General features: G+C 68.9%; 26 protein-coding genes and 1 tRNA gene. 10 read left to right on the plus strand and 17 right to left on the minus strand.

All coding sequences use genetic code 11. The features are described 5' to 3' along the window. Positions 1-7: 7 nt before the first annotated feature. On the minus strand, positions 8-448 hold the full coding sequence (locus LSF15_RS11485; RefSeq protein ID WP_232498676.1) for an iron chaperone: 441 nt from the start codon (positions 446-448) through the stop codon (positions 8-10). Between the two features lie 186 nt (positions 449-634). Beyond that, complete coding sequence (gene prfB, locus LSF15_RS11490; protein ID WP_232498677.1) at positions 635-1744, minus strand: peptide chain release factor 2; 1110 nt, start codon at positions 1742-1744, stop codon at positions 635-637. Between the two features lie 63 nt (positions 1745-1807). Here prfB and LSF15_RS11495 point away from each other — a divergent pair, with 63 nt between their 5' ends. The 3 genes from LSF15_RS11495 (at position 1808) to LSF15_RS11505 (ending at position 4763) form a co-directional block, all read left to right on the plus strand. Beyond that, complete coding sequence (locus tag LSF15_RS11495; protein WP_232498678.1) at positions 1808-2734, plus strand: hypothetical protein; 927 nt, start codon at positions 1808-1810, stop codon at positions 2732-2734. A gap of 34 nt (positions 2735-2768) precedes the next feature. Then, positions 2769-4058 carry an MFS transporter gene (locus tag LSF15_RS11500; RefSeq protein ID WP_232498679.1) on the plus strand — a complete coding sequence of 430 codons (1290 nt, stop codon included), beginning with the start codon at positions 2769-2771 and terminating at the stop codon, positions 4056-4058. Between the two features lie 108 nt (positions 4059-4166). Beyond that, positions 4167-4763: an NADPH-dependent FMN reductase gene (locus LSF15_RS11505; protein WP_232498680.1), complete on the plus strand. Its 597-nt coding sequence runs from the start codon at positions 4167-4169 to the stop codon at positions 4761-4763. 5 nt (positions 4764-4768) lie between these two features. Here LSF15_RS11505 and LSF15_RS11510 read toward each other — a convergent pair whose 3' ends face one another. The 7 genes from LSF15_RS11510 to LSF15_RS11540 are packed head-to-tail and all read right to left on the minus strand — an operon-like array spanning position 4769 to position 9349. Then, positions 4769-5215, minus strand: coding sequence for a pilus assembly protein TadG-related protein (locus LSF15_RS11510; RefSeq protein ID WP_232498681.1), 447 nt, complete (start codon positions 5213-5215; stop codon positions 4769-4771). Then, positions 5215-5706: a TadE family protein gene (locus LSF15_RS11515; RefSeq protein WP_232498682.1), complete on the minus strand. Its 492-nt coding sequence runs from the start codon at positions 5704-5706 to the stop codon at positions 5215-5217. The genes LSF15_RS11510 and LSF15_RS11515 overlap by 1 nt, the downstream gene beginning before the upstream one ends. Further along, positions 5681-6079: a TadE/TadG family type IV pilus assembly protein gene (locus tag LSF15_RS11520; RefSeq protein WP_232498683.1), complete on the minus strand. Its 399-nt coding sequence runs from the start codon at positions 6077-6079 to the stop codon at positions 5681-5683. The genes LSF15_RS11515 and LSF15_RS11520 overlap by 26 nt, the downstream gene beginning before the upstream one ends. A gap of 17 nt (positions 6080-6096) precedes the next feature. After that, complete coding sequence (locus LSF15_RS11525; RefSeq protein WP_232498684.1) at positions 6097-6264, minus strand: hypothetical protein; 168 nt, start codon at positions 6262-6264, stop codon at positions 6097-6099. A gap of 60 nt (positions 6265-6324) precedes the next feature. Continuing rightward, on the minus strand, positions 6325-7272 hold the full coding sequence (locus LSF15_RS11530) for a type II secretion system F family protein (RefSeq protein ID WP_232498685.1): 948 nt from the start codon (positions 7270-7272) through the stop codon (positions 6325-6327). Beyond that, positions 7260-8120: a type II secretion system F family protein gene (locus LSF15_RS11535; RefSeq protein ID WP_232498686.1), complete on the minus strand. Its 861-nt coding sequence runs from the start codon at positions 8118-8120 to the stop codon at positions 7260-7262. Before LSF15_RS11535 ends, LSF15_RS11530 begins: the two co-directional genes overlap by 13 nt. Then, complete coding sequence (locus LSF15_RS11540; RefSeq protein ID WP_232498687.1) at positions 8117-9349, minus strand: TadA family conjugal transfer-associated ATPase; 1233 nt, start codon at positions 9347-9349, stop codon at positions 8117-8119. The genes LSF15_RS11535 and LSF15_RS11540 overlap by 4 nt, the downstream gene beginning before the upstream one ends. A 232-nt stretch (positions 9350-9581) precedes the next feature. Here LSF15_RS11540 and LSF15_RS11545 point away from each other — a divergent pair, with 232 nt between their 5' ends. Further along, positions 9582-10205, plus strand: coding sequence for a hypothetical protein (locus LSF15_RS11545; protein ID WP_232498688.1), 624 nt, complete (start codon positions 9582-9584; stop codon positions 10203-10205). 27 nt (positions 10206-10232) lie between these two features. Here LSF15_RS11545 and zwf read toward each other — a convergent pair whose 3' ends face one another. Together zwf and LSF15_RS11555 are read right to left on the minus strand one after the other, a co-directional pair. Next, entirely contained in the window at positions 10233-11633 is a 1401-nt protein-coding gene (gene zwf, locus LSF15_RS11550) for a glucose-6-phosphate dehydrogenase (protein WP_232498689.1), read from the minus strand. Next, positions 11630-13513 (minus strand): glycoside hydrolase family 15 protein, encoded by a 1884-nt coding sequence (locus LSF15_RS11555; RefSeq protein WP_232498690.1) that lies wholly within the window; start codon positions 13511-13513, stop codon positions 11630-11632. Before LSF15_RS11555 ends, zwf begins: the two co-directional genes overlap by 4 nt. A 123-nt stretch (positions 13514-13636) precedes the next feature. Here LSF15_RS11555 and LSF15_RS11560 point away from each other — a divergent pair. Further along, positions 13637-13718 (plus strand) — tRNA-Leu (locus LSF15_RS11560). Positions 13719-13848: 130 nt separating this feature from the next. On the opposite strand, the gene LSF15_RS11565 is transcribed toward LSF15_RS11560, so the two are convergent. After that, on the minus strand, positions 13849-15276 hold the full coding sequence (locus LSF15_RS11565) for a cation:dicarboxylate symporter family transporter (RefSeq protein ID WP_269756396.1): 1428 nt from the start codon (positions 15274-15276) through the stop codon (positions 13849-13851). A 164-nt stretch (positions 15277-15440) separates the two neighbouring features. Here LSF15_RS11565 and LSF15_RS11570 point away from each other — a divergent pair, with 164 nt between their 5' ends. Further along, a complete protein-coding gene (locus tag LSF15_RS11570; RefSeq protein WP_232498692.1) occupies positions 15441-17078 on the plus strand; it encodes an ATP-binding protein in 1638 nt (545 codons plus the stop codon). Beyond that, positions 17071-17781 (plus strand): response regulator, encoded by a 711-nt coding sequence (locus tag LSF15_RS11575; protein WP_232498693.1) that lies wholly within the window; start codon positions 17071-17073, stop codon positions 17779-17781. Before LSF15_RS11570 ends, LSF15_RS11575 begins: the two co-directional genes overlap by 8 nt. Positions 17782-17856: 75 nt before the next feature. Here LSF15_RS11575 and LSF15_RS11580 read toward each other — a convergent pair whose 3' ends face one another. Then, on the minus strand, positions 17857-18729 hold the full coding sequence (locus tag LSF15_RS11580; protein WP_232498694.1) for an LLM class flavin-dependent oxidoreductase: 873 nt from the start codon (positions 18727-18729) through the stop codon (positions 17857-17859). Positions 18730-18788: 59 nt separating this feature from the next. Here LSF15_RS11580 and LSF15_RS11585 point away from each other — a divergent pair, with 59 nt between their 5' ends. Both LSF15_RS11585 and LSF15_RS11590 read left to right on the plus strand, forming a co-directional pair. Further along, complete coding sequence (locus LSF15_RS11585) at positions 18789-18926, plus strand: hypothetical protein (RefSeq protein ID WP_232498695.1); 138 nt, start codon at positions 18789-18791, stop codon at positions 18924-18926. A gap of 160 nt (positions 18927-19086) precedes the next feature. Then, entirely contained in the window at positions 19087-19845 is a 759-nt protein-coding gene (locus LSF15_RS11590; protein ID WP_232498696.1) for a DedA family protein, read from the plus strand. A 163-nt stretch (positions 19846-20008) separates the two neighbouring features. Here LSF15_RS11590 and LSF15_RS11595 read toward each other — a convergent pair whose 3' ends face one another. The 4 genes from LSF15_RS11595 to LSF15_RS11610 form a co-directional block, all read right to left on the minus strand. Further along, complete coding sequence (locus LSF15_RS11595) at positions 20009-20848, minus strand: carbohydrate ABC transporter permease (RefSeq protein ID WP_232498697.1); 840 nt, start codon at positions 20846-20848, stop codon at positions 20009-20011. Then, positions 20841-21848, minus strand: coding sequence for a carbohydrate ABC transporter permease (locus LSF15_RS11600; RefSeq protein ID WP_232498698.1), 1008 nt, complete (start codon positions 21846-21848; stop codon positions 20841-20843). The genes LSF15_RS11595 and LSF15_RS11600 overlap by 8 nt, the downstream gene beginning before the upstream one ends. 50 nt (positions 21849-21898) lie before the next feature. Beyond that, positions 21899-23212, minus strand: coding sequence for an ABC transporter substrate-binding protein (locus tag LSF15_RS11605; RefSeq protein ID WP_232498699.1), 1314 nt, complete (start codon positions 23210-23212; stop codon positions 21899-21901). 139 nt (positions 23213-23351) lie between these two features. Further along, on the minus strand, positions 23352-23957 hold the full coding sequence (locus tag LSF15_RS11610; RefSeq protein ID WP_232498700.1) for a TetR/AcrR family transcriptional regulator: 606 nt from the start codon (positions 23955-23957) through the stop codon (positions 23352-23354). Positions 23958-24119: 162 nt separating this feature from the next. Between LSF15_RS11610 and LSF15_RS11615 the strand changes: the two genes are divergently transcribed. Further along, on the plus strand, positions 24120-24950 hold the full coding sequence (locus tag LSF15_RS11615; protein ID WP_232498701.1) for an SDR family NAD(P)-dependent oxidoreductase: 831 nt from the start codon (positions 24120-24122) through the stop codon (positions 24948-24950). The last annotated feature ends 22 nt before the right edge of the window (positions 24951-24972 follow it).

The raw sequence follows: 24972 nt of genomic DNA on the forward strand, positions 1-24972 counted from the left end.
CGAGGCGTCAGCTGACCGCGCTGCGGACGAGCTCGGTGACCTTCTGCTCGACCGCCGGCGTCCAGTTGCGGATCGCGAAGCCCACGGCCCACAGGTCGCCGTCGTCGAGGCTCGCCCGGTCTTCGAACCCGATGGTCGCATAGCGCGTCTTGAACTTCTTGGCCGGCTGGATGAACACGAGGATCTTTCCCTCGCCGTTCGCGTAGCCGGGCATGCCGTAGTAGGTCTTGGGAACGAGGTCGGGCGCAACTTCGGCGACGACCTTGTGGAGCCCCTCGGCGAGCACCTTGTCCTCGGGCTCCAGCGCGGCGATGGCGTCCAAGACCGCCTTCTCGCCGGCGGCGCGGCTCTTGCCGGCCTTCTCCTGCTCGCGGAGCTCCTTGGCGCGCTGCTTGACCGCATCGCGCTCGTCTTTGCTCAGTCCACCGGAGGTGTCCGTCTCGGCCATGGTTTCTCCCTGCTGGATCTCATCGGCGGCGCCGCGCTGCACGGCGCTTCGATCTCAGACTATGGGGGGCCTTCACCGCGTGCTTCTTCGATCCTGCTTGATCCGGGTCATCCGTTGCACGTCGCCGACGATCTCCAGTGACGAGGTGACCGACTACGCGATGGTCGCGGTGTCGTCGACCAGGGCTCAGTCGTCGGCCTTCTGCTTGCGCCACTTGATGCCGGCGGCGATGAAGCCGTCGAGATCGCCGTCGAAGACGTGGCTCGGGTTGCCGACCTCGTAGTCGGTGCGCAGGTCTTTGACCATCTGGTACGGGGCGAGCACGTACGAGCGCATCTGGTCGCCCCAGCTCGCCGTGATGTTGCCGGCCAGCTCTTTCTTCTGTGCAGCCTCCTGCTCCTTCTGGATCAGGAGCAGTCGCGACTGCAGCACGCGCATCGCGGCGGCGCGGTTCTGGATCTGCGACTTCTCGTTCTGCATCGAGACCACGGTGCCGGTCGGGATGTGGGTGAGGCGCACGGCGGAGTCGGTGGTGTTGACCGACTGGCCGCCGGGGCCGCTCGAGCGAAAGACGTCGACGCGGATGTCGTTCTCGGGGATCTCGATCTCCCCCGCTTCTTCCATGAGCGGGATGACCTCGACGGCGGCGAAGCTCGTCTGCCGCTTGCCGGCCGCGCCGAAGGGGCTCATGCGCACGAGGCGGTGCGTGCCGGCCTCGACGCTCAGGGTGCCGAAGGCATAAGGGGCGTCGATCTCGAACGTCGCCGACTTGATGCCCGCCTCTTCGGCGTAGCTCGTGTCCATGACGGTGGCCGAGTAGTTGTGCTTCTCAGCCCAGCGCAGGTACATGCGCATGAGCATCTCGGCGAAGTCGGCGGCATCCACGCCGCCGGCGCCGGCGCGGATCGTGATGACGGCCGGGCGGTCGTCCCACTCGCCGTCGAGGAGGGTCTGCACCTCGAGGTCGCCGATCGCCTTCTGCAGGGACTCGAGCTCGACGCGCGCCTCAGCGGCGCTGTCTTCGTCGCCCATCTCGTTGGCGAGTTCGATGAGCACCTCGAGGTCGTCGAGTCGCGAGTCGATGCTCTTCACGCGTGCGAGCTCGGACTGGCGGTGGCTGAGCGCGCTCGTCACCTTCTGGGCACGCTCGGTGTCGTCCCACAGGTCGGGCGCGCCGGCCTGCTCTGAGAGGCGAGCGATCTCGGCTTCGAGGGCGTCGACGTCGACGACGGCACGGATGTCGCGGAAGGTGGAGCGCAGCGCGGCGATCTCGGGCGAAAGGTCAAGTTCCAACATGGCCTTCCCAGCCTAGTCGCGCTTGCTGTACGGCAGAATCGAACCATCCGAAGGCAGGTGGTCGTGGACGTCACGGAGTGGTTGCTCGACTCGGATCCGGCGATCCGTTGGCAGGTGATGCGCGACCTCACCGATGAGCCGGCCGATGTGGTCGCGGCCGAACGCGCCCGCGTCGCCACCGAGGGCTGGGGTGCGCGGCTGCTCGCACTGCAGGGCGCCGACGGGCAGTGGGGCGGCGGCACCTACTCCCCGAAGTGGATCTCGACCACGTACACGCTGCTGCTGCTGCGACTCCTCGGACTCGACCCCGCCTCGACACAGGCGCGTGCCGCCGTCGAGCGCGTTCGCGAGGGCGTGAGGTGGCAGCGCAGGAGCAGCGGTCCGTACTTCGCCGGCGAGACCGAGACCTGCGTGAACAGCATGGTCGTGGCGCTGGGCGCGTACTTCGGTGAGCACGGCCCCGAGCAGCAACGCCTACGGGAATGGCTGCTCGGCGAACAGCTCGACGACGGCGGATGGAACTGCGAGTCGCCCGCGCGTTCGACGAGGTCGTCGTTCAACACGACGATCCTCGCGCTCGAGGGCCTGCTCCAGGTCGAGCAGTCGGCAGGCGTCGATCCCGTGATCGCCGCCGCACGCACTCGCGGCGAGGAGTACCTCCTCGAGCGACGGCTGTTCCGCTCGCTGACCACCGGCGCGGTGGTCAGTCCGACCTGGCGGCTGTTCTCGTTCCCACCGCAGTGGCACTACGACGTACTCCGCGGGCTCGAGTACTTCCGTGCCGCGGGAGCACCACCCGACCCGCGGTGCGGCGAGGCCATCGACCTCGTGCGAGAACGACGGCGCACCGACGGACGGTGGCCGTTGCAGCACACCCACCGTGCGCGGACTCACTTCCCGATGGAGGACGGCGACGGCAAGCCGAGCCGTTGGAACACCCTGCGCGCCCTGCGCGTGCTGCGCTGGTACGAGCACGGGACCGTCGGCTGAGGATTCCCGCCGCCGCGGGTGTAGCGTCGAACCGATGACCGATGCGACGCCCCCGTTCTCGTGGCGCTCGATCATCCTTCCCGCGTTCCTGCCGACCCTGCTGTTCGCGCTCGGCGAGGGCGCGCTCATCCCCGTCATCCCCGTCGTCGCGACCGACCGCGGCGCCTCACTCGCGCTTGCGGGACTCATCACCGCGATGCTCATGGTCGGCCAGTTGGCCGGCGATCTTCCGGCCGGATGGCTCGTCGCCCGCATCGGGGAACGCAACGCCATGATCGGGGCGGCGATGCTCGCCGTCATCGGCGTGCTCATCGCGCTGGTCTCGCCCACGCCTGCCGCGCTCGGCATCGGTGTCTTCCTGCTCGGGCTCGCCACCGCCGTGTTCGGCCTCGCACGCCACGCGTTCCTCACGAGTTACGTGCCGGCGCGAATCCGTGCCCGCGCACTCTCGACGCTCGCGGGCGTGTTCCGGGCGGGGTGGGCGATCGGCCCATTCGTCGCCGCGGCGATCATCGCGTCGACCGGATCGTCCGAGCCCGTGTTCTGGGTGCTCGTCGCCAGCTGTTTCGCGGTGGTCGTCGTGCTCCTGCTGCTGCCCGACCCCGAGCGCGTCTTCGGTGCTGCGCGGCTCGCGCGCGAGACATCCGCTCACGGCAGTGAGACCATCGAGCGCGGGCTGACAGCCGGCGAGGCCGAAGCGGATGCCTCGTCGCACGGCGTGTTCCGTGCGATCGTGACCCATCGCGGGGTGCTGGCCCGCGTCGGCTCGGGCGTGGGCGTGCTGTCGGCGATCCGGGCGAGTCGCACCGTCATCCTGCCGCTGTGGGCCGTCTCGATCGGCATGCCCGCCGACATCGCGGCGATCGTGATCGGCGTGTCGGCGACGATCGACTTCGCCCTGTTCTACGTGAGCGGCTGGATCATGGACCGGTTCGGCCGGCTGTGGGGCGCCATCCCGGGTCTCATCGGGCTCGCGACCGGGCATCTCGTGCTCGCGCTCACCCACGACGTGCCGGCCGCCGACCTGTGGTTCACGGTGGTCGCGGTGCTCTTCGGCGTGGCCAACGGCATCACGAGCGGGGTCATCCTCACGCTCGGCGCCGACCTCGCCCCGAAGGCGAACCCGGCGCCGTTCCTCGGCGCATATCGCACCATCGCCGACACGGGCGCCGCGGCGGCACCCCTCATCGTCGCGGCGGTCACGAGCGTCGTGTCGATCGCGGCGGCGAGCGCGACCATGGGCGTGCTCGGGCTCGTCGGGGCCGGCCTGCTCGCGCGCTACGTGCCCCGCTACGTACCTCGGCGGCGACGCGGGTGGGGGTGACTTCGGCGCTCCGTGAGAGAACACTGGAACTGCGCGCGCCGTCCAACGAGTTCGCGCGTCGCGTCGCTCGACGACGAGCGTCGCGCCGGAACCGCGAAAGGCAGTGACATGGCCCAGATCATCGAACACGAGCCTCCCTACAACGTCGGCTACTTCGTCGGCAGTCTCGCCACGGCATCGATCAATCGAACCCTCTCGAAAGCGCTGATCCGCCTGGCGCCGGACGGACTCGAGTTCACCGAGATCGCGATCCGCGACCTGCCGCTCTACAGCTACGACTACGACGGTGACTACCCGCCGGTCGCTCGCGAGTTCAAGCAGGCCGTGAAGTCGTCCGACGCCATCCTGTTCGTGACCCCCGAGTACAACCGCTCGATCCCGGGGGGCCTGAAGAACGCCATCGACTGGGCGAGCCGTCCGTGGGGGCAGAACTCGCTCAGCCGCAAGCCCTCTGCGGTGATCGGCGCGTCGCCCGGTCACCTCGGCACCGCGGTGGCCCAGCAGAACCTGAAGAGCGTCTTGTCGTTCTGCGACTCACCGCAGATGAACGCGCCTGAGGCGTACATCCACATGACACCCGGGCTGATCACCGACGACGGAGAGGTGACGAACGACGGCACCGCCGCGTTCCTGCGCAATTTCATGGACGAGTTCTACATGTTCATCGAGCGGGTGCTGACGGTGGTGCCGCGACCGGAGCACTGAGCGCATCAGTGGAACACCGACCGCGCGGTCGCGGTCACCTCGATCGGCACCGCGATCGGCAGCAGCTCGGTGTGGATCGGCGCGTGCCACACGGCGCGCAGGGTGATCGTGGCGCTGCGGCCGTCGGCGGATGACGCCTCGACGAGTTCGACGTGCGCGAGTTCGTGCGCCGCCATGCTCAGGTAGTCGGCTGCGACACGCTGCACGTCGGCATCGTCGAGGTCGAAGGCGAGGTCGTCGCCGTCGACCCGTATGGAATCGAGGCTCCACGACTCGGCTGCGGCAAGCGCGGCGCCATCGGCAACGGTGAAGAGCCGCTTGCGGTCGAGGTAGAGCGACGTCGCCGCGGCGACGACGAGTACGAGCGAGAGCCCGAGGAACGAGAAGAAGATCGTCAGGAGCAGGGTCGATCCCTGCTCTCCACCGCCCATCCGGTCGCGCATCTGCGACATCACGACCCGCCTCGTGCGAACCGGGAGATGGTCTGCGTCGCACTCGCCTCGACCGGCACGCTGCCCACCAGGCCGAGTTCGAGCACGTCGGGCACCAGCGGCAGGCGCACCTGAGCCTCGACCGTGACTCGAACGCTCGTCCCCGGCGCGTCGCATCGCGCGCTCAGGCAATCGATGACGACGGATGCCGCTTCGGCGTCGACCCCGTAGTCCGCGAGCGTCACTCGCACCGCCCGGTCGACGGCGGCTTCGGCGCTCGAGCGATCACCCGTCTGCACCGCGATGCGCGCCGCCTGTCGGGCTGCGCCCTCGACCGCGAGTGCACCGCCCTGGACGGAGGCCAGTGCGAGCACGAGGTACACGATGGGCACGAGCAGGAGCATGCCGACGGTGAGGAACTCGAGGGATGCAGACCCCCGCTCGCCGTGCTCAATCGAAGCGTCGCGCTCGGGCGAAGTGTCGCGCTCAATCGAGCGTCTCGACTGCCGCATGCCCGGTCACCTCCAGCCCGCGCGCGAAGCCCAGCAGTCCGATGACCGGCATCGTTGTCCGCACCGTGATCGCCACGACCGGAACACCCCCGATCGCCGTGCGGCTCGCCGTGATGTCGCCGGCGAACTCGGTCGAGATCGCTGTGCCGATGAGGTCTCGGGTGCGCACGATTCCGGCCTGCTCCCCCGCCCCCGCCAGCGCGGCGTAGCGCGCCCCTTCGGCGGCGGCATCGAGCACCGTGTTGCGCACGTGCAGGGCGAGGGCGAGTTGCACGACGGCGAGCGCGACCACGGTGAGCAGGACGCCGACGAGCGTGAACTCGGCGACGGCCGAACCACGTTCATCGTCGAGGGCCCTCCGTAGGCGCGACACCTCGTCCCCGCGAGCGCTCAGAATCCGAGTACGCGGCTGATGGCCTGATCGAACACGCCGCTCAGGGCCGGCCCCGCGAGCCCCCAGATCACGATGACGAGTCCGGCGGTCATGAGCGTGATGAGCACCCAGCCGGGGACATCTCCCCGTTCGTCGAGCAGGCGCTCCCGTATCGGCGTTCGCATGTGCAGTCCTTTCGTCGGGGCCTGATCGCTTCAGGCCGGTGTTCCTCGTGGGCTCCGCCATCAGAACCCCGCCTGCAGCACCAGGTACCCCGGGAACAGTGCGAAGGCGATGGTCACGGGAAGGATCAGGAAGATGAGCGGGACGAGCATGGCGATCTCTTTGCGACCGGCCAGCTCGATGATCGTGCGCTTCGCCGCCTCACGCGCATCGCCCGCCTGGGATCGCAGCACCGCGGCCAGCGGAGCGCCGCGTTCGAGCGCGCCGAGCACCTGATCGAGCGCACGCGAGAGCGCGGCGTGATCGAGCGCGTCGCAGAGTTCGGCGAGCGCCTGACCGAGCGGCACTCCGGTGCCGACGGCCGCGACGACTCCGGCGAACTCACGGGGCAGTTCACCCGCACCGGCATCGGCGACTCGTCGGATGGCGTCGAGCATTCCTTCGCCCGCGGTGAGGCTCAATGTCAGGAACTCGAGCACGGTCGGCAGTTCGGATGAGATTCGTGCGAGCCGGCGCTTCGCGCGACGACCGAGCAGCCAGTCGCGCGCCGCCGCACCGAGCCCGGCCGCGAGGAAGGGCAGCGCAACGCGCACGACCATCGGCATGCTCGCGAACGATGGTGCCAGCACCGCGAGCGCCGCCGCGATCGCGAATCCCGCCGCCGCCCACGCGAGTTGTTCCCCTCGGAAGCGCTCGACGCTCGCGGTCGACCCGGCCTGTCGAAGGCGCTTCGCGATGATCTCGTTGCCGCCGAGCCAATCGGCCAGGAGGTTGCGCAGCGAATGCGTCAGCGGTGCCACGATGAGGCCGAGCACGGGCGACGGATCCGCCGAACGGCGCGCGACCATGACGCGAGCCTCGGCCGAGATGTCGGTGATGAACGGAGCGACGCGCTCTGCGAGTCGCGGCCGCCCGATGCGCGGCAGGGTCGACAGCACGAGCCAGAGGCCCAGACCCAGCACCACGCCGCAGAGCACGCCGAGCGCAGCGACCCCGTTCAGCGGAACCATCGGCGCTCCTCGGGGAGTCGGCCCAGCGCGAGCATCGAGCGATAGGCGACGAGGGTGACGGCGAGCCCGACGACGATGAGCGCGGTACCGGCGGGAGAGTCGTACGCGACGATGGTTTCGCGTCGGCTCGCGAGCACGACGAGCAGCAACCACGGCGCAGCGACACCGAGTCGAGCCGCGTTCCTGATCCAGGATTGCCGGGCGACGACCTCGGCGCGCAGCGATGCGTCTTCACGGAGGTACCCGGCGAGCCCTCGAAGCACGGCGGTGACGTCGCTGCCGCCCACCTCGCGCGCCATTCGCAGCGTCTCGAGGATTCGATCGGCGACCGGGTCGGCCAGGTCGGCCTTCAGCCGGTCGAGGCATGCCGAGAAGTTGCCGGTGCGGCGGTACTCGCGGTCGAACGAGGCGAAGGCGGTTCGTGTCGCGGTCGGCCCGAGTTCGGCGAGCGCGCCGACGCTCTCGGGGAGCGACATGCCCGCCCGCACGGACGCCACGAGGTGGTCGACGACGTCTGGCCACACGGCGCGGTTCGCGGCCCGGCGCCGGGCGGCGCGCGCACGAACGAGCGCGGGGATGAGCGCGAATCCGAGTCCGCCGGCCACGATCGTCAGGACCGGGACGGCGAACACCGCCTGAGCGATCGCCGCGGCGACCACGGCGAGCGCCAGCGAGACGGCGAGTGCGACCGCGATCGGCACACTGCCGAGTCCGGCGAGCGCGAGCTCGCCGTGAATGACGGCGCCGAGGTTCGATGCGTTCCGATCCCGGCGACGCGCCGGCCACATGAACGGAGCCGCGACGAGCAGCAGGCCGAGCCCGAGCACGGCTCCGAACACCAGACTCATCGGGCGATCCCGCCGAGCAGCATATCGGGGTCGAACCCGTGCGCGCGGTACTTCTCGAGTCGAGCGGGGCGAGTACCGGTCGGAACGAGCACGCCGTCGAGCGTCTCGAAGATCGTGTCGGCCTCGACCGACGCCCCGGTGCACGCTCCGGTCGGTGCGGCGATCTCGGCGATACGTCGCGCACCGGAGCGATCGATCGTGAGGTGCACGACGAGATCGATGCAGCTCGCAACGGTCGGAACGACGAACGACGAGTCGATGTTGCGCCCCGCGAGCAGCGGAAGCGTGCAGAGCTTGGTGAGCGCATCACGCGCGGTGTTCGCGTGGATGGTGCACATGCCCGGAAGGCCCGAGTTCAGCGCGATGAGCAGGTCGAGGCTCTCCGCCTCGCGAACCTCGCCGACGACCAGCCGGTCGGGGCGCATGCGGAGCGCCTCTTTGATGAGTCGCCGCAGCGTGATCTCGCCCGACCCCTCGAGATTGGGCTGGCGGCACTGCAGCGCGACGATGTCGCGAACGTCGACATCGAGTTCGAACGTCTCTTCGACCGTCACCACGCGGTCTGAGCTGCGAGCGCTCGACATGAGGGCGTTCAGCAGGGTGGTCTTGCCCGTGTGCGTTGCGCCCGAGACGAGGATGTTCGCGCCGGCGAGCACGCTCATGCGCAGGAATTCGGACGCCGTGGGGGTGAGCGAACCCAGCTCGACGAGCCGATTGAGCGTACGGATGCGCTGCTGGAACTTTCGAATGTTGACCGCCCAATGCGCCCGTGCCACATCGGGGATCGCGACGTGCAGCCGCGACCCATCGGGCAGCGAGGCGTCGACGAACGGCGACGAGAGGTCGACGCGCCTGCCGGAGTGCTGCAGCATGCGCTCGACGAGTTCGCGCACCTCGCGATCGGAGAGCACGACCGTCGTCAGCTCTGAGACGCCGCCCTTCGCGATGAAGACTCGGGTGGGGCCATTGATCCAGATCTCCTCGATCTCGGGGTCGTCGAAGAACGGTTGCAGCGGCCCGTAGCCGGTGAGCGACGCCACGACATCGCGTGCGGTGCCGTGCTCGTCGCCGAGGCCCGCATGCGCCCCGGTCAGTGCACGCTCGCTGTACCGCCGGACTTCGTCGCGGGCATAGCGCGACGTCACCGCGTCGTTGCCGGCCAGATCGATTCCCTCACGGAGCACGCGCGTGCGCACACGCTCGGCGATGGTGCGCACGGGATCCGACATGCGTCCATCTTGCGGTGAAGCGGATGACCCGCCCCGAAGTTATCCACAGCATGGGATGGGGCGGCCTCGGACCGGGCCATCCGTGCCCGTCCTGAGACCCGTTCGGGGTGCAACGGCGACCCGCCCAGGCGGCCGCACCGCGTGTCATCGTGGACGTGCGACCACAGAGCGCGCACGGCAGCTACATTCGCCTCATCTGCACCGACGCCTCAGGGCGGGATGGAGTTCGCGTATGGGTCCGCTCGAGCTGGATGAGCTCATCGACCAGGTCGTGGCCGAAGAGGTCGCGAGCCTGCGCGCGTCGTTCCTCGACGGCGCGGAGTTCGCGGTCACGAACATGCAGTCGCCGCGGCAGCGGTTGCTGCACCGTCTCGAGTGCACCGTGCTGGAGCCGTACCTCGACCGGAGTGCGCAGTGGACGGAGGCACGTCGCTCCCGCCTGTCGACCGACGCGCGCTACCGGCCGGCGCTTCCCACGCTCATCACGCGGGAGGCCGCGCGACAGCTCACCGTCGTACGGAGCTGCAAGGTGTGCTGGCCGAACATCCACGGGCGCGATCCGGCGCCACTGCGAAGGCTGCGCGCGGGCGGCCTGCGCGACTCCCATGGCGGCCGCATACTCTCGACCGAGGCCGGTGAGTCGCTCGGCGCCATCGCCCGCGTGTCGGCCCGCACCGGCCCCGACCTCTTCGGCCGGCCGGCCGACGCGATCGAGGTCGTGACCTCGTCACGCGTCTTCACCTACGCGCCGACTGAGCACGTGTTCCTCTGGAATCTTCCGACCGATGCCACGGTGATCGAGCGCAAGATGAGGTTATTCCAGCGCCTGGGCTCCGACCTCACGCCGGCGCGGTAGTTCGCCGCGTTCGGGCGACCGATCCGATCAGAGCCAGGGCTGGCGCCAGCCGCCATGGTCGGCCACGAGCGCGTCGGCCTCGGTGGGTCCCCACGTTCCGGGCTCGTACGGATGCACCGGCCCCGGCGTGTCGATGAGCGGCTGCATCACGCGCCAGGCGGCCTCAACGGTGTCCTGCCGAGTGAACCGAGGGCGGATGCCGCGGATCGCGGCCAGGAGGAGCACCTCGTAGGGCGTCGGCCCCTCGCCGCCCATGGCGGAAAACTCCATATCGAGCTCGATCGACCGGGGCTTCGGGGCATCCGCTCGCTGCGCGTTCAGCACGATGCGCACGCCCGTGGACGGATCGAGCCGGATCACGAGCTCGTCGGGCCGACTGCTCGCATCGCGCAACCCGAATCCGAGCTTCGGCGGACCCTTGAACACGAGTCGCACCTCCGTGGCGGTCACCGGCAGCAACTTGCCGGTGCGGATGAAGAACGGCACGCCCGACCAGCGCCAGTTCTCGATCTCGAGCCGAAGCGCGCAGAACGACTCGGTCGTCGAGTCGGATGCCACGCCATCGACCTCGCGGTACCCGTCGAACTGCCCCCGGACATAGTGTCGCGGGTCGGCGTCGGCGATCGCACGGAAGAGCAGTGTCTGCATCTCGGTGATCGTGCCGACGTCGCCGTGGGCGGGCGCCTCCATCGCGACGGCCGCGACCACCTGCATCAGGTGGTTGACCACGACGTCGCGCAGCGCACCGACCGGGTCGTAGAAGTGGCCACGGCCAGGGATTCCGAACTCCTCCGCCATCGTGATCTGCACGCTGTCGACGAAGTTGCGATTCCACACCGGCTCGAGCATCGTGTTCGCGAAGCGCAGGTAGACGATCTCCTCGAGACCCATCTTGCCGAGGTAGTGGTCGATGCGGAACAGCTGCGATTCGTCAAGATGCCGATGCAACTCGGCGGCGAGCGCTCGGGCTGACGCGAGGTCGTGCCCGAACGGCTTCTCGACGACGACGCGGCCGTGGCCACGCTCGGTGAGGCCGGCGCCGGCGAGACCCTTCACGACCGTGGCGAACAGGCTCGGGGGGATCTCCAGGTAGAACACTGCCGAACGCGCGTCGCCGATCGCCGCCGCCACGCGCGTGTAGGTGGTGTCGTCGGCGAAGTCGCCCTGCACGTACCCGAGCCGGGCCGCGAGGCGACCGAAGACCGCCTCGTCGAGCGACTCGCCCGCGCCGACGATCGACGAGCGCGCCCGATCGACGAGCTGGTCGATCGTCCAGTGGTCGACCGCGACCCCGACGATCGGGCACTCGAGCAGGCCGCGCGCCTCCAACCGGTAGAGCGACCGGAAGGTCATCACCCGTGCCAGATCGCCCGTGATCCCGAAGATCACGAGCACGTCGGCGCCGGCTGCACTCGATTCCGCGTTCATGTCATGCGGCGCCCCTTGCTCAGCACCGGATCCACGAAGCCCGATCCGTGATCGAGCTGGTAGTCGAGGTTCACGGCCGCGTTGATGAGCGAGAGATGGCTGAACGCCTGCGGGAAGTTGCCCAGCTGCTCCCCCGTCAGCCCGATCTCCTCGGCGTAGAGGCCGAGGTGGTTCGCGTAGGTCAGCATCTTCTCGAACACGAGCTGCGCCTCGTCGAGGCGTCCCGACCGCGCGAGGGCGTCGACGTACCAGAACGAGCACAGCGTGAACGTGCCCTCCGAGCCGCGCAACCCGTCGGGCGAGGCGCTCGGGTTGTAGCGGTAGACGAGGCTGTCCGAGACCAGCTCCTCGTCCATGCCGTCGAGCGTCGAGAGCCACATCGGATCGCGCGGGGCGACGAACCCCATGAGCGGCATCACGAGCAGCGAGGCATCGAGCACGTCGGTGCCGTCGTGCTGTACGAAGGCGCCGCGCTCGGCGTGCCAGTCCTTCGTCATGATCTGCTCGTAGATCGCGTCTCGCTGCTCGGTCCAGCGTTCGATCGAGGCCGGCCTGCCTCGAAGTCTGGCGATCCGGATGCCTCGATCGAGCGCCACCCAGCACATGAATCGCCCGTAGGTGAAGTTCTGCCGGCCGCCACGGGTCTCCCAGATGCCCTCCTCGGGCGTGTCCCAGTTGTCGCAGACCCAGTCGAGCATCTCGGTGATCTGGGCCCAGCCGGCGTGCGGCAGCTGCAGCCCGTGCGTGTCGGCGAGGTGGATCGAATCCATCGCCTCGCCGTAGATGTCGAGCTGGAGCTGGTCGGCGGCGCCGTTGCCGATGCGCACCGGCGATGAGCCGCGGTAGCCGGTGAGGTGGTCGAGCGTCTCCTCGACGAGGTCGGATGACCCGTCGACCCGGTACATGATCTTCAGCGGTCCGGATGCCTCGCCGACGCTCTCGTGGATGCGGTCCATCAGCCACTGCACGAACGCCTCGGCCTCCTCGGTGTAGCCGAGGCCGAGCAGGGCGTAGACCGAGAACGACGCGTCACGGACCCATGTGTAGCGGTAGTCCCAGTTGCGCTCGCCGCCCACCTGCTCGGGCAGCCCCGCCGTCGGCGCCGCCACGAGCGCGCCCGAGGGCGCGTAGGTCATGAGCTTGAGCGTCATCGCCGACCGGGCGACCATCTCGCGCCACCGCCCGCGGTACGTCGAGCGGTTGTTCCAGTCGCGCCAGAAGCGGCGCGTCTCCTGGAACCGCTCGAACAGCTCGTCCTCGTCGACCCTCTGCGGCGGTACTCCACCCGACTCGAGCATCACCCCGGTCATCTCGCCGGCATTGAGGGTGCCGGTGATCTTCAGGCCCTGGCCCGAGAGCTCGATATGCCCAGCCCGCCGCGAGTCGTGGATCACGGGATCGCCGACACGGTGCACCGTGAGCGACTGTTGGCCGGCCGAGAACCTCACGCCCGAGCCCGGCACCGCCTCGATCTCGTGCGGAACCCGCCCGTAGTCGAATCGCGGCTGGATCTCGGCCTCGAACTCCATCGTTCCCCGCACGACGCGCACCATCCGCACCAGGCAGTGCCGGTCGGTCGCCTCCCCATCGGCGACCGGCATGAAGTCGATCACCTCTCCGACGCCGGCCTCGGTCATGAAGCGCGTGACCAGGATCGCGGTATCGGGCAGGTACAGCTGACGTGTCACGTAGTCGGCACCGGTCGGACGGATGCTGCAGAATCCGCCCCGCTCGGCGTCGAGCAGCGACCCGAAGATGCTCGGCGAGTCGAAGCGCGGCGCGCAGAACCAGTCGATCGTGCCGTTCGTGTCCACGAGCGCAGCGGTCTGCAGGTCGCCGATCAAACCGTGGTCGGCGATGTTCGGGAAGTCCTCAGCCATGCCAGCCCCCATTCCCCCGCCCATCGTCTCACGCCGGTCAAGTGCTGGTCAGGATGGAGTTCTCGGGCGGGTGGCCCCACGGAGCGCCTGCCGACACTGACCGCCTAGACTGATCGGGCACTCGCGGGAGTGGTGAAATCGGCAGACACGCAGGATTTAGGTTCCTGTGCCTTCGGGCGTGTGGGTTCAAGTCCCACCTTCCGCACCGAGATCCAGCGCACCGAGAACGACCCGTCGCAGATCTGGGCGCGGCGGCCGTCACCGATGTGATCACCGCCGCCCTGCGCGAGCAGCGGCGGTGGATGCGGCCACGACCGCGACGACCCTCGGAGGGCTCAGCGGCGACGCTCACCCCGGGTCATCCGTTCGTCGAGGTCGCCGACGATCGCCACGATGGCGGCGGTCGACGGCCGCTCCTCGCGCTCGACCTCCACCTGCTCGTCGGGCGAGAGGTGATCGTCGACGCTCATGGTCGTCTCGTCGAACGGCTGCTCGCCGGCGAGCACGCCACGCAGCTGGTCGCGGTCGAGCTGCTTCGTCCAAGTGCCCACGAGCAACGTCGCGACCGCGTTGCCGGTGAAGTTCGTGAGCGCCCGCGCCTCGGACATGAACCGGTCGATCCCGACGATGACGCCGACGCCGTCGACGAGGTCGGGTCGGTGCGCCTGCAGGCCTCCGGCCAGGGTGGCGAGGCCGGCGCCCGTGACGCCCGCGGCGCCTTTCGAGGCGACCATCATGAACAGCAGCAGCCCGACCTGCTCACCGAGTGAGAGCGGAGTGCCCATCGCGCTCGCGATGAACAGGGAGGCCATGGTGAGGTAGATGGCCGTGCCGTCGAGGTTGAACGAGTACCCGGTCGGGATCGTGATGCCCGCGACCGGCTTCGAGACGCCCGCGTGCTCCATCTTGGCGATGAGGCGCGGCAGCACGACCTCGCTCGACGACGTCGAGACGATGAGCAGGTACTCCCGGCCGAGGTACTTCATCATGCGGAAGATGCTGACGCGCGCCACGACCCAGAGCAGTGATCCGAGCACCACGACGATGAAGAGCGCGCAGGTGAGGTAGAACGCGACCATGAGCGTGCCGAGCGCGAAGATCGCACCGATGCCCGTATTGCCGACGACCGCGGCGATGGCGCCGAACGCGCCGATCGGCGCGACCCACATGATCATCGCGAGAATGCGGAACACGAGCGCCTGGATCTGACGGATCGCGCCGAGGATCGGCGTGCCCTTCGTGCCCATCTTCTGCAGTGCGAAGCCCACGAGCAGGGCCACGAAGAGCACCTGCAGGATGTTGCCGTCGACGAGTGACGAGAGCAGCGAGGTCGGGATGACGCCGAGGATGAACTCCTCCGTCGTCTTCGCCTCGGTCGTGCCGGCGTCGTACGTCGCGTTCGCGATGTTGAGGCCCTCTCCCGGGTGGATGAGGTTGCCGACCACGAGCCCGATGCCGAGCGCGAAGGTCGACATGACGATGAAGTACAGCAGCGCGAGGCCACCGACCTTGCCGACCGTCGCGGCCTTCGCGATCGAGCCGACGCCCAGCACGATCGTGCAGAAGATGATCGGCGCGATCATCATCTTGATGAGCAGCACGAACGCGTCGCCGATCGGCTTGAGCCCCACCGCGAACTCGGGGGCCGCAAGGCCCACCGCGATGCCCGCGAGCACCGCGCCGATCACCGCGATGTAGAGGTAGTGCGAGGAGTCGATCCTGCGTCGGGGCATCGTGCCCGGGGTTCGAGACTGGAGCGCCATTGCCGTCTGCCTTCCGTTTCGGGTCATCGCCGGTCGACGATGAGGTCGGTATCGGGCAAGGATGCGCCGACATCTGCCGCGTCATTCGGTTGTGTTCATACTGTTCGCGGCACGTGGTCGAACACGCGCCTAGGCTGAAACTCGAGCAGCGTTGCGAGGTGGGCATGAAGGCGTGGATCAGCGGCTGGAGCATCGCCGCGAAGCTGTTCGCGCTGCAGCTCGCCATGATCGTGGCGCTCGCGGTGACCGCCGTCGCGTGGATCTGGGCCGACGCGCGCGCCGACGTGGAGCGCGATGCCGCGGCCAAGAGCACGGCCGTGGCCGAGACCCTCGCCTCCGACCCGTTCGTGCACACCGCACTGGGCACCGGCGACCCGTCGGCGCGTCTGCAGCCGTACGCCGAGGACGTGATGGCCGAGGCCGGCCTCGACTTCGTGACGATCATGGCGCCCGACCGCACCCGATACACGCACCGCGACCCCGCCCGGATCGGGCAGCAGTTCCTCGGCAACATCGACCGGGCCCTGGCCGGTGAGCCGTTCACCGAGACCTACACGGGCACCCTCGGCCCATCGGTACGCGCGGTCGTGCCGATCGAGGACGACGAGGGCGAGGTGGTCGCGCTCGTCGCCGCCGGAGTGACCGTGTCGAACACGCAGGTGGCGCTCGGCGGACGCATCGCGACGGTCATCCTCGCCGCCCTCGGCATGGTCGCGATCGGCGCCGTCGGCGCCTGGCTGCTGAGCCGCTTCCTGCGGCGCGTGACGTGGGGCCGCGGCGCCGAGGAGATGAGCCGCATGTTCGCTTACTACGAGGGCGTGCTGCACTCCATCGGCGAGGGCCTGGTACTGCAGGACCGCGCGGGCGCGGTGGTGCTCTACAACGACCGGGCCGCCGAGCTGCTCGGGCTTCCCCGCCGCGAGCGCGGACGTGACGAGTCGATCCCGCTCGACCGACTCGCCCTGCCCCCGGCGGTCGCCGACGTGCTCGGCCGCGACGGCGCGGTGGTCGACGAAATCGCCATCACGCCGACGCACGTGCTCGTGATCGACCGCGACGTCATCGTGTCTCGGGACCGCGACCGCGACCGTGGTGCGGCCGGCGCCGGGCGCATCGGCTCGGTCACGACCCTGCGCGACCACACGCAACTGCAGGAGCTCACGGGCGAGCTCGCGACCATGACGACGCTCTCCGACGCGCTCCGCTCGCAGGCGCACGAGTTCGCGAACCGACTCCACACGATCATCGCGCTCATCGAGCTCGATCGGGCCGAGGACGCCGCGGCCCTCGCGAGCTCCGAGCTCGCCCTCAGTCAGGCGCTGGCCGACCGCTTGGTGTCGGCGGTGGAGGAGCCGGTGCTGCTGGCGCTCCTCCTCGGCAAGGCCGCCCAGGCGAGCGAACGCGGGATCGCGTTCGAGATCGACCTCCCCGACCGCCTCGAGGCGACTGGCGTGCCGGCCCGCGACCTCATCACGATCGTCGGCAACCTCATCGACAACGCGCTCGATGCGGCATCCGCCACCCCGTCGCCGCGGGTCGACGTCTCAATCCGGGCGACGACCGACGAACTGCGCATCGCGGTCGGCGACAGCGGGCCGGGCCCGCGCGACGGCGACCGCGTATTCGACCTCGGCGTCACCACCAAGCAGGCGGCCGGGCACGGCATCGGGCTGGCGCTCGTGCGCCAGGCAGTGACCCGCCTCGGGGGCCGGATCCACATCGCGGGCTCGCGGTTCGACGTCACCCTGCCCGCCGCAGCGGCGCCGACGTCCACCCCGGCCGAGGTGGCCGCCGATGGCTGAGCCGAACGCCGCAGCGCTGCGCGTGCTCGTCGTCGAGGACGATCCCATCACCGCCGAGGCCCATGCCGCCTACGTCGAACGGGTCGACGGATTCCGCACCGCGGGCGTCGCGCGCACCGGGCACGAGGCGATCCGGATGCTGCGCGACGCCCGCGAGGGTCGCGCCGAGCCGTTCGACCTCATTCTGCTCGACGTCAATCTGCCCGACACCACCGGCATCGAGCTGTGCCGATCGCTCCGCGCGGCCGGCATCGAGATCGACGTCATCGCCGTCACGGCTGTGCGCGACGCCGCCGTCGTGCGGTCGGCCGTGTCGCTCGGCATCGCGCAGTACCTGATCAAGCCGTTCGGCTTCGCCGCCTTCGCCGAGAAGCTCGCGGCCTACCGCGACTACCACGCGCGCGTCGGCACCGCCGTCGTCACCGACCAGCAGGAGGTGGATGCCTCGTTCGCGGCACTGCGCACCGGTTCGACCTCCAGCCTCCCGAAGGGCCTCACACGCGAGACCCTCGACCTCGTGCGCGCCGCAGTGCGCGACGCGCCGACCGATGCGACATCGGCGACGGAACTCGCCGCGGCGCTCGACCTCTCGCGGGTCACCGCCCGCCGCTACCTCGAGCACCTGGCCGACACCGGAGTGGTCGAGCGCGCGAGCCGCTACGGCGCCCCGGGTCGCCCCGAGGTGGAATACCGCCGGCGCTGAACCCACGCCGCTCATCACGACCAGCCGGTCGACGCCGTCGGAATGCGCGTGCAGCATGCGCACAACCCAGGGGTGTCAGACCAGGCGCGGCGGCCCTGCCCGAAGCCGGTCGCGCGCGTACTCGGCGACCCTGTCGGCGGGCACTTGCCAGTCGGACTCGAGCCACCACGTCGCGCCGGCCGCGGCCCAGGGACCGACGACCGCGGCATCGGCGACGGGGTCGACACCACCCGTCGTGCCCTCGTGCACGACGTCGAAGGACCGGTCGGCGAGGCCGAGGCGCTCGCGCTCTGCCATGATCCACGCGATCGCCTCGGCGGCGATGTCGGGCGTGTACGTGCGCTGCTGCTCGAGCGGGTCGATGCCGGAGGCATTCGGCGGCGCGTAGTTCGGAATCCATCCGTCGTATCGGGCCACGCGCCGCATCGACGTCATGCGCGGCCAGACCCCGACCACCCAGGTGGGAATGCGCGGCTGCTGCACGATCGCCGGCGGCAGCATCGTGTCGGTGCGCTTCGCCCGGTAGTGCGCGGCTTCGTACTCGAACGGATGACCCTGCCAGAGGTGCTGCATGAGTTCGAGCCCCTCGTCGAGCAGTTCGGCGCGCACCTTGCGGCCGGGGTCGTCCTCGAAGATCCAGAACCGTTCTTCGACGTCTTGCGGCACGCCGAGACCGGCCGACAGGATGACTCGACCCCGTGACAGCCGATCGACGGTCATCGTCTGCCCTGCGAGCTCCCATGCGCGACGCCGCGGCACGGGCGTGAGCATCGTGCCGAGGCGGATGCGCTCGGTCACCATCGCCGCGGCCGCGAGCGTCGCCCATGGATCGGTTGCCCAGATGCCCTCCCAGACGAAGAAGGCGTCCCACCCGGATTCCTCGGCGAGCGGTGCGAGCTCGACGGCGAGTTCGGGGTCGGTTCCGGTGAAGATGAAGCCGTGCTGCATGCGGGCGACGCTATCGCGGGCCACCGACATGACCATCTCCGGCCGGCCCCGACGACGGCATGGTGCGCGACAGCCGCGGCTACCGCGAGGCCATGAACGCGCTCGCGCTCTCGCCCGACGAGGTCGACGTGCTCATCGAGGAGGTTCGCGCCTCGTTCCCCGTGAACGGTGGGATCTGCGAGGCGCTCGCCGCCTGAGCGAGCGGATGCCGCGTCCCGGGCTTCGCGAGGGTCATCCGCTCGGATGATTTCATTCGCGGATCCCGGTCGGCGCGGGCATCTGCTCGGTAGACTGCAACGACATCACGCCGCTTGTTGACCCGGCGTTCCGCCGCGTCCGACGACTGGAGCCTGCTGCATGATCCACACCGCACTGATCCCGTTCCTCGATCCCGAGTCGATCATCGCCGCGGCCGGGCCGTGGGCGCTGCTGGTGGTGTGCTTCATCGTGTTCGCCGAGACCGGGCTGCTCGTGGGCTTCCTGCTCCCCGGGGACACGCTCCTCGTCATCTCGGGCCTCCTGTCGAATTCCGAGGTCGTGCCACCGAACGGCGTCTTCGGCGTCTCGGTCTGGATCGTGGCGGTCCTCATCGCCGTCGCCGCGTTCCTCGGCGGCGAGGTCGGCTACGAGATCGGGCATCGAGGGGGCCCGAAGGTCTTCGAACGCAAGGAGAGCGGCCTCTTCAGCGTCAAGAACGTCGAGCGCACGAACGCCTTCTTCGACCGGTTCGGCGGGGTCACGATCATCCTCGCCCGCTTCGTGCCGATCGTGCGCACATTCGCCCCCGTGGCCGCCGGCGTCGGACACATGCCCCGCGGCAAGTACACGCTCTACAACTTCATCGGCGCGGTCCTCTGGGGCTTCGGACTCACGATGTTCGGGTACCTCGTCAGTTTCATCCCCCCGGTCGCCAACCTCGTGCGCGACTACATCGACGTCATCCTGCTCATCGCCGTGGGCGGCACTGCCCTCATCACCGCCTGGCACTACTTCAGCGAACGGCGCAAGGCGAAGAAGGCTGAGGCCGCCGGCCAAGACGTCGTGACCGACCACGACGAGGCCGAGCACCTCGTGCTCGACCCCGAGGTGTTCGAGCGCGGTCCCGAAGAACGATGAGCCCCGCTCGATCGAGCACGCCCGCCGGCTGAGACCTCGAGCCGGTGGCGTCGCATTCGCCGGGGCCGTCAGCTCGTGCATTCGCCGACTCGGTGTTTCGCGCGGTTGTTCTGAACGGCCGTGGTGGGTTGCGAGTCGTTCGCCCAGACGGACCGGCTTGACCTTACTTGACGGCGCCGGCGGAGAGCCCCGCGACAAGGTAGCGCTGAACGAACAGGAACGCGAGGATGATCGGCAGCGACACGGTGATCGATGCCGCCATGAGCTCGTTCCACAGCACATCGGATTCACTGGAGTACGACTGGAGCCCGATCGGCAGCGTCCGCGTGTCGTTGTTCGTGAGAACGGATGCGAAGAGCACCTCGCTCCACGCGTTGATGAAGGCGAACACCCCGACGGCGATGATCCCGGGCCTCGCAACCGGGAGGACGACCCGGAACAGCGCACCGAGCCGGCTCGACCCGTCGATCATCGCCGCCTCTTCGAGTTCGCGAGGGATGCCGCGAAGGTAGCCCGACAGCATCCAGATGGAGAACGGGAGCGAGAACGTCAGATACGTGATGATCAGGCCCAGGTAGTTCCCGTTGAGCTGCAGGCCGATGGCTCGCTGGATCTGAGTGAAGATCAGGAAGAGCGGCAGGAGGAAGAGGATTCCGGGGAACATCTGCGTCGAGAGGATGACGAGGCTGAAGGGCCGTTTGAGCGGGAAGGAGAGTCGCGCGATCGCGTATGAGGCGAAGATCGAAATCAGGACCGACAGCGCGGTGGCCGTCATCGTCACGATGACGGAGTTGACGAAGTAGTCCGCCAGGGGCACGGTCCGCCACATCTCGATGAACGGCTCGACGGTCAGGGAGCTCGGAATCCACGTGAATCTGCCGCGGACGTCTTCGAGGGGTTTGAACGCCGTCGCGACGATGATGTACAGCGGCACGACGACGAACAGGCTGAGCAGCGTCAGAACGATCGCTCTCGCGATACGGAACCCTCGTGTCTCAATCATCTTCTCTTCCCTTCGGCAGCACCATCCGGATGTAGACCGCCGAGACCGCGAGGAGGCCGAGGAGCAGGAGGAGGCTCATCGCGCCGCCGAGCCCGAAGTCCCACTGGAGGAACGAGTTCGAGAAGATGAGCGGCGAGACGAGCATCGCCTGGTCGGGTGAAGCCGGACCGAAGAGCACGAACGGAACGGTGAACTGATTGAAGAGCCACAGTGCCATCAAGAGGACGAGGGCCCCGTTCGCGCTGCTCACCATGGGCAGCGTGATGTGCCAGAACTGCCGCCAGTTGGATGCGCCGTCGAGTGCTGCGGCCTCGTACGCCTCTTGGGGAACATTCTGGATGGCGGCCAGGAGCATGAGGAATGCGAAGGGCCAGTAGCTCCAGATGCTCACGACGACGAGCGCGAAGAAGGCATTGTCGCCGATGAGCCAGAACGGATTCTCGTCGATCAGTCCGAGATCCGAGAGCAGGGTGTTCACCATGCCGTCGCGCTGGTTGAACATGAACGCCCAGGCGATGCATCCGACGTACATCGGAATCGCGTACGGGACGAGGAAGAGGGTCCGCAGGATCCCGCGACCCCGGAACGAGGAGTTCAGGAACACCGCCGCAGCCATGCCCAGGACCCACGTGAACCCCAGCACGATCACGACGTAGAGCACGGTGCGTCCCGCGGTCGCGAAGAACTCCGCCCCCGTGGCCGTGCCGGGGTCGAGTCCTCGGATGAAGTTGTCGAGCCCGACGAACGGCGCCTGCGTCCAGTTGCGGATGTGGCGCTGATCCAGGTCGTGGAACGCGATCCACCCCCCGATCATCATCGGGATGATGTGGATGGCGAGTTCGAGCGCCGCGGCCGGAACGATCAGCAGAAGCCCCAGCCGGGCACCGCGTCGGGCCTCGCCACGACGCCGCTGCCGTTTCGACGGCGGCCCCGGCGCCGGCTTCGGCTTCGAGGCCGACACCGACGGGGCCGCGGCCGCGGGGGCGGAAAGGGTGGTCATGAGTCGATGCCCTCCCGCGCCGGGGGCCTGTGCCCCCGGCGCGTGGTCGGTCAGTTGCTGTTGATCTGGTCCTGGGCGGTACGGAGGAGCGCGGCCAGATCCGGCTCACCACCCGTCGCGAACGTCTGGAATGCCTCGCGCACGGCGTTGCCGACGCCGGCCTCGATCTCGCCGATGTTCTCGACCGCCGGGAACCCGACAGCCGCGTCCGCGATCGTCTGTCGACGGACGTCGATCGTGAGGTCGTTGCTGCTGGCGAGCGGCTCCTCCTCGTATGCGGCTTCCACGACGGGGAGGACGTCGAACATCTCAGCGACGAAGGACTGCTCTGCAGCGCTCGTGAGGTGGGCCACGAGCTGGAACGACTCCGCCTTGTGCTGCGAGTCGGCGGACACCACGAGATCGATGCCGGCGATGTGGCTCTGGACGTTCTCGCCACCCTCGATGACCGGCATCGGAGCCGCCTCCCAGTCCACGAAGTCTCGGCCCTCGAACTGCGCGACCGGGTTCTGACTGAAGAGCATCGCAGCCTCGCCGTCGATGAACCGATCGGTGGCTTCACCCATGGCGCCGAGCTCGGCATCCGACGGCGACATGAGGCCGTCCTCCGTCATCAGGTCGAGGAGGCGCTGGCTCCCCGCTACTTGCGCGGGGCTGGTGAATGTCGCCGCACCGTCGGAGTCGACGAACGAGCCGCCCTCCTGCTGACCCAGGATGAACGACAGGTGCGCGTTGACGTTGACGGCCGCGGCCGGGTAGGAGATGCCCCACTGATCCGGCTGCCCGTCGCCGTCCTTGTCAAGGGTGAGGGCCTGACCGACCTCGACGAACTCCTCCCACGTCGCGGGCGGTCCCTCGATCCCCTCTGCCTCGAACAGCGCGGGGTTGTAGTAGAGCGAGTAGGCGCTGGACAGGTACGGAACGGCGACCTGACCCAGGTCGGGTACGACCGCGGCGTCCCACGTCGCGGGGATGAAGTGCTCCTCGCCCCCGATGGCGTCGAGGTACTCGCCCTCGACCGGCTCGAACCCGCCGGACGCCGTCAAGGAGGCGACCCAGGTCGACCCGATGCTCAGGACATCCGGGCCCGTTCCCGAGCTCACGGCGGTGAGGATGCGGTTGTACAGGTCCGCCCACGGGATGACCTCGATCTCGACCTCGATCCCGGTCTCCTCGGTGAATGCGGCCACACTCTCGGCCCAGGCCTGCTCCGACTCGGCGACGGATGCCGCCTGCTGCGTCGCCCACCAGGTGAGCGTCACCTCGTCGTCGGCCTCTGCGTTCGCACATCCCGCGAGTGTGCCCGCCGTCAACGCCACTGCGCCGAGCGCAGCGAGCACCTTTCCTCTTGCCGCCATGGTCATCGCCAGCTCCTCTTCGCGCCGACAACGGCGTCGGCCTCTGGGAACCCTGCCATCGAACCGCATGATTAGTCAAGTTGTACTAGTCAATCCGTATCAAAAGTTGCGCCGACGATGTCGCCCGCCCCGACCCGTCGACGCCCTACGCATCCAGCATGTGATGCGCAGTGCGACGCCAGACGTCGAGGTGCGGGTCGGTGGCGAAGTCCTTCGGCGCGAACGCGTAGGTGAGCGCGACGCCGCGCATGCTGTTGTGCAGGAGCGAGATCAGGTCGGCGAAGCGCGGGTGGGCCGTGTGCCGCTCGCCGAACAGGCGCTGGATGCGATCACGGTTGCGACGGCCGAGTTCCCGCTCGCGCGGGCCGAGCGTGGCCGCCAGCGCCGGGTTGTGCGCCGAGGCGACCCAGAGCTGGAGGGCCGCACGGAACAGCGCGCCGTGGAACATGCTCCACATCACGTCGACGGCGCGATCGATGTCTCCGCCGACGTCGAGGACTTCCTCGTCGACATCGAGCCCGCCGTCACGCTGCGCGGCGAGGTGATGGACGGCGGCGATCAGCAGATCCTCCCTGGAGGGGAACTGGTGCAGGATGCTGCCGCGGGACACTCCCGCGATCTCCTGTATGCGGGAGGTCGTGGTGGCGCTGTAGCCCTCGTCCGCGAGGCACGTCACCGCCGCGGCGAGGATGCGCTCGCGCGTGTCCCACGCGCGAGCTTGCACCGGAAGGGCAGGAGGCGAGGGAGTCACACTGTCACCATAGTCGGGGTGCGACGTCCGGTGACTAGTACAGATTGACTAATTCGTTCGTGGATGGCAGAGTTCCCGGGAGGCCGCCGGTGGCGTCGGCACGGAGAGGAACTTTTCGATGACGATACCCCGCACCACCCCGCCCCTTGCGGGAGTCTCCGCGTGACCGGACGATTGGAGGGGCGCTCAGCCCTCGTGACGGGCTCCGGTCGCGGCATAGGACTCGAGATCGCCCGCAGACTGGCGTCCGAAGGCGCCCGCGTCGTGGTCAACGACCTCGACCAGGCACCCGCCGACGAGACCGTCGCGCTCGTCCGCGAGGAGGGCGGAATCGCCGTTCCGTGCATCGGGTCGGTCACCGATCCCGCGTTCGCGGAGCGCGTGGTCGCCACAGCGGTCGACGCGTTCGGCGGGATCGACATCATCGTCAACAACGCCGGGTACACCTGGGATGCCATCCTGCAGCGGACGACGGACCAGCAATGGGATGCCATGCTCGACCTCCACGTGACGGCGCCCTTCCGCATCCTCCGCGCGGCGCAGCCCGTGATCGCCGCCGCAGCCAAGACCGAGATCGCCCAGACGGGATCGGCCCGCTGCCGCAAGGTGGTCAACATCTCGTCGGTCGCCGGTCTCTCGGGGAACCCCGGGCAGGCCGCATACGGCGCCGCCAAGGCCGGCGTGACCGGCCTCACGAAGACGATCGCGAAGGAGTGGGGCCGGTACAACGTCACCGTCAATGCCGTCGCGTTCGGCCTCATCCAGACGCGGCTGACCTCCGCGCTGGGGGACGGCGGCGAGATCGAGATCGACGGCAACCGCGTCCGCGTCGGGGTCAACGATCAGGTGCTCGAATCGGCCAAGCGCCTCATCCCGCTCGGCAGGGCAGGCACGCCGGCCGAGGCCGCCGCTGCCGTCGTGCTGCTCTGTCTTCCCGAATCCGACTACATCACCGGCGAGACGCTCGTCTGCGGCGGCGGCTGGAACGGCTGAGCTCGAGGAGGAGCACCATGAC

This window comes from Agromyces humatus, assembly GCF_021228295.1.
Classification (GTDB): domain Bacteria; phylum Actinomycetota; class Actinomycetes; order Actinomycetales; family Microbacteriaceae; genus Agromyces; species Agromyces humatus.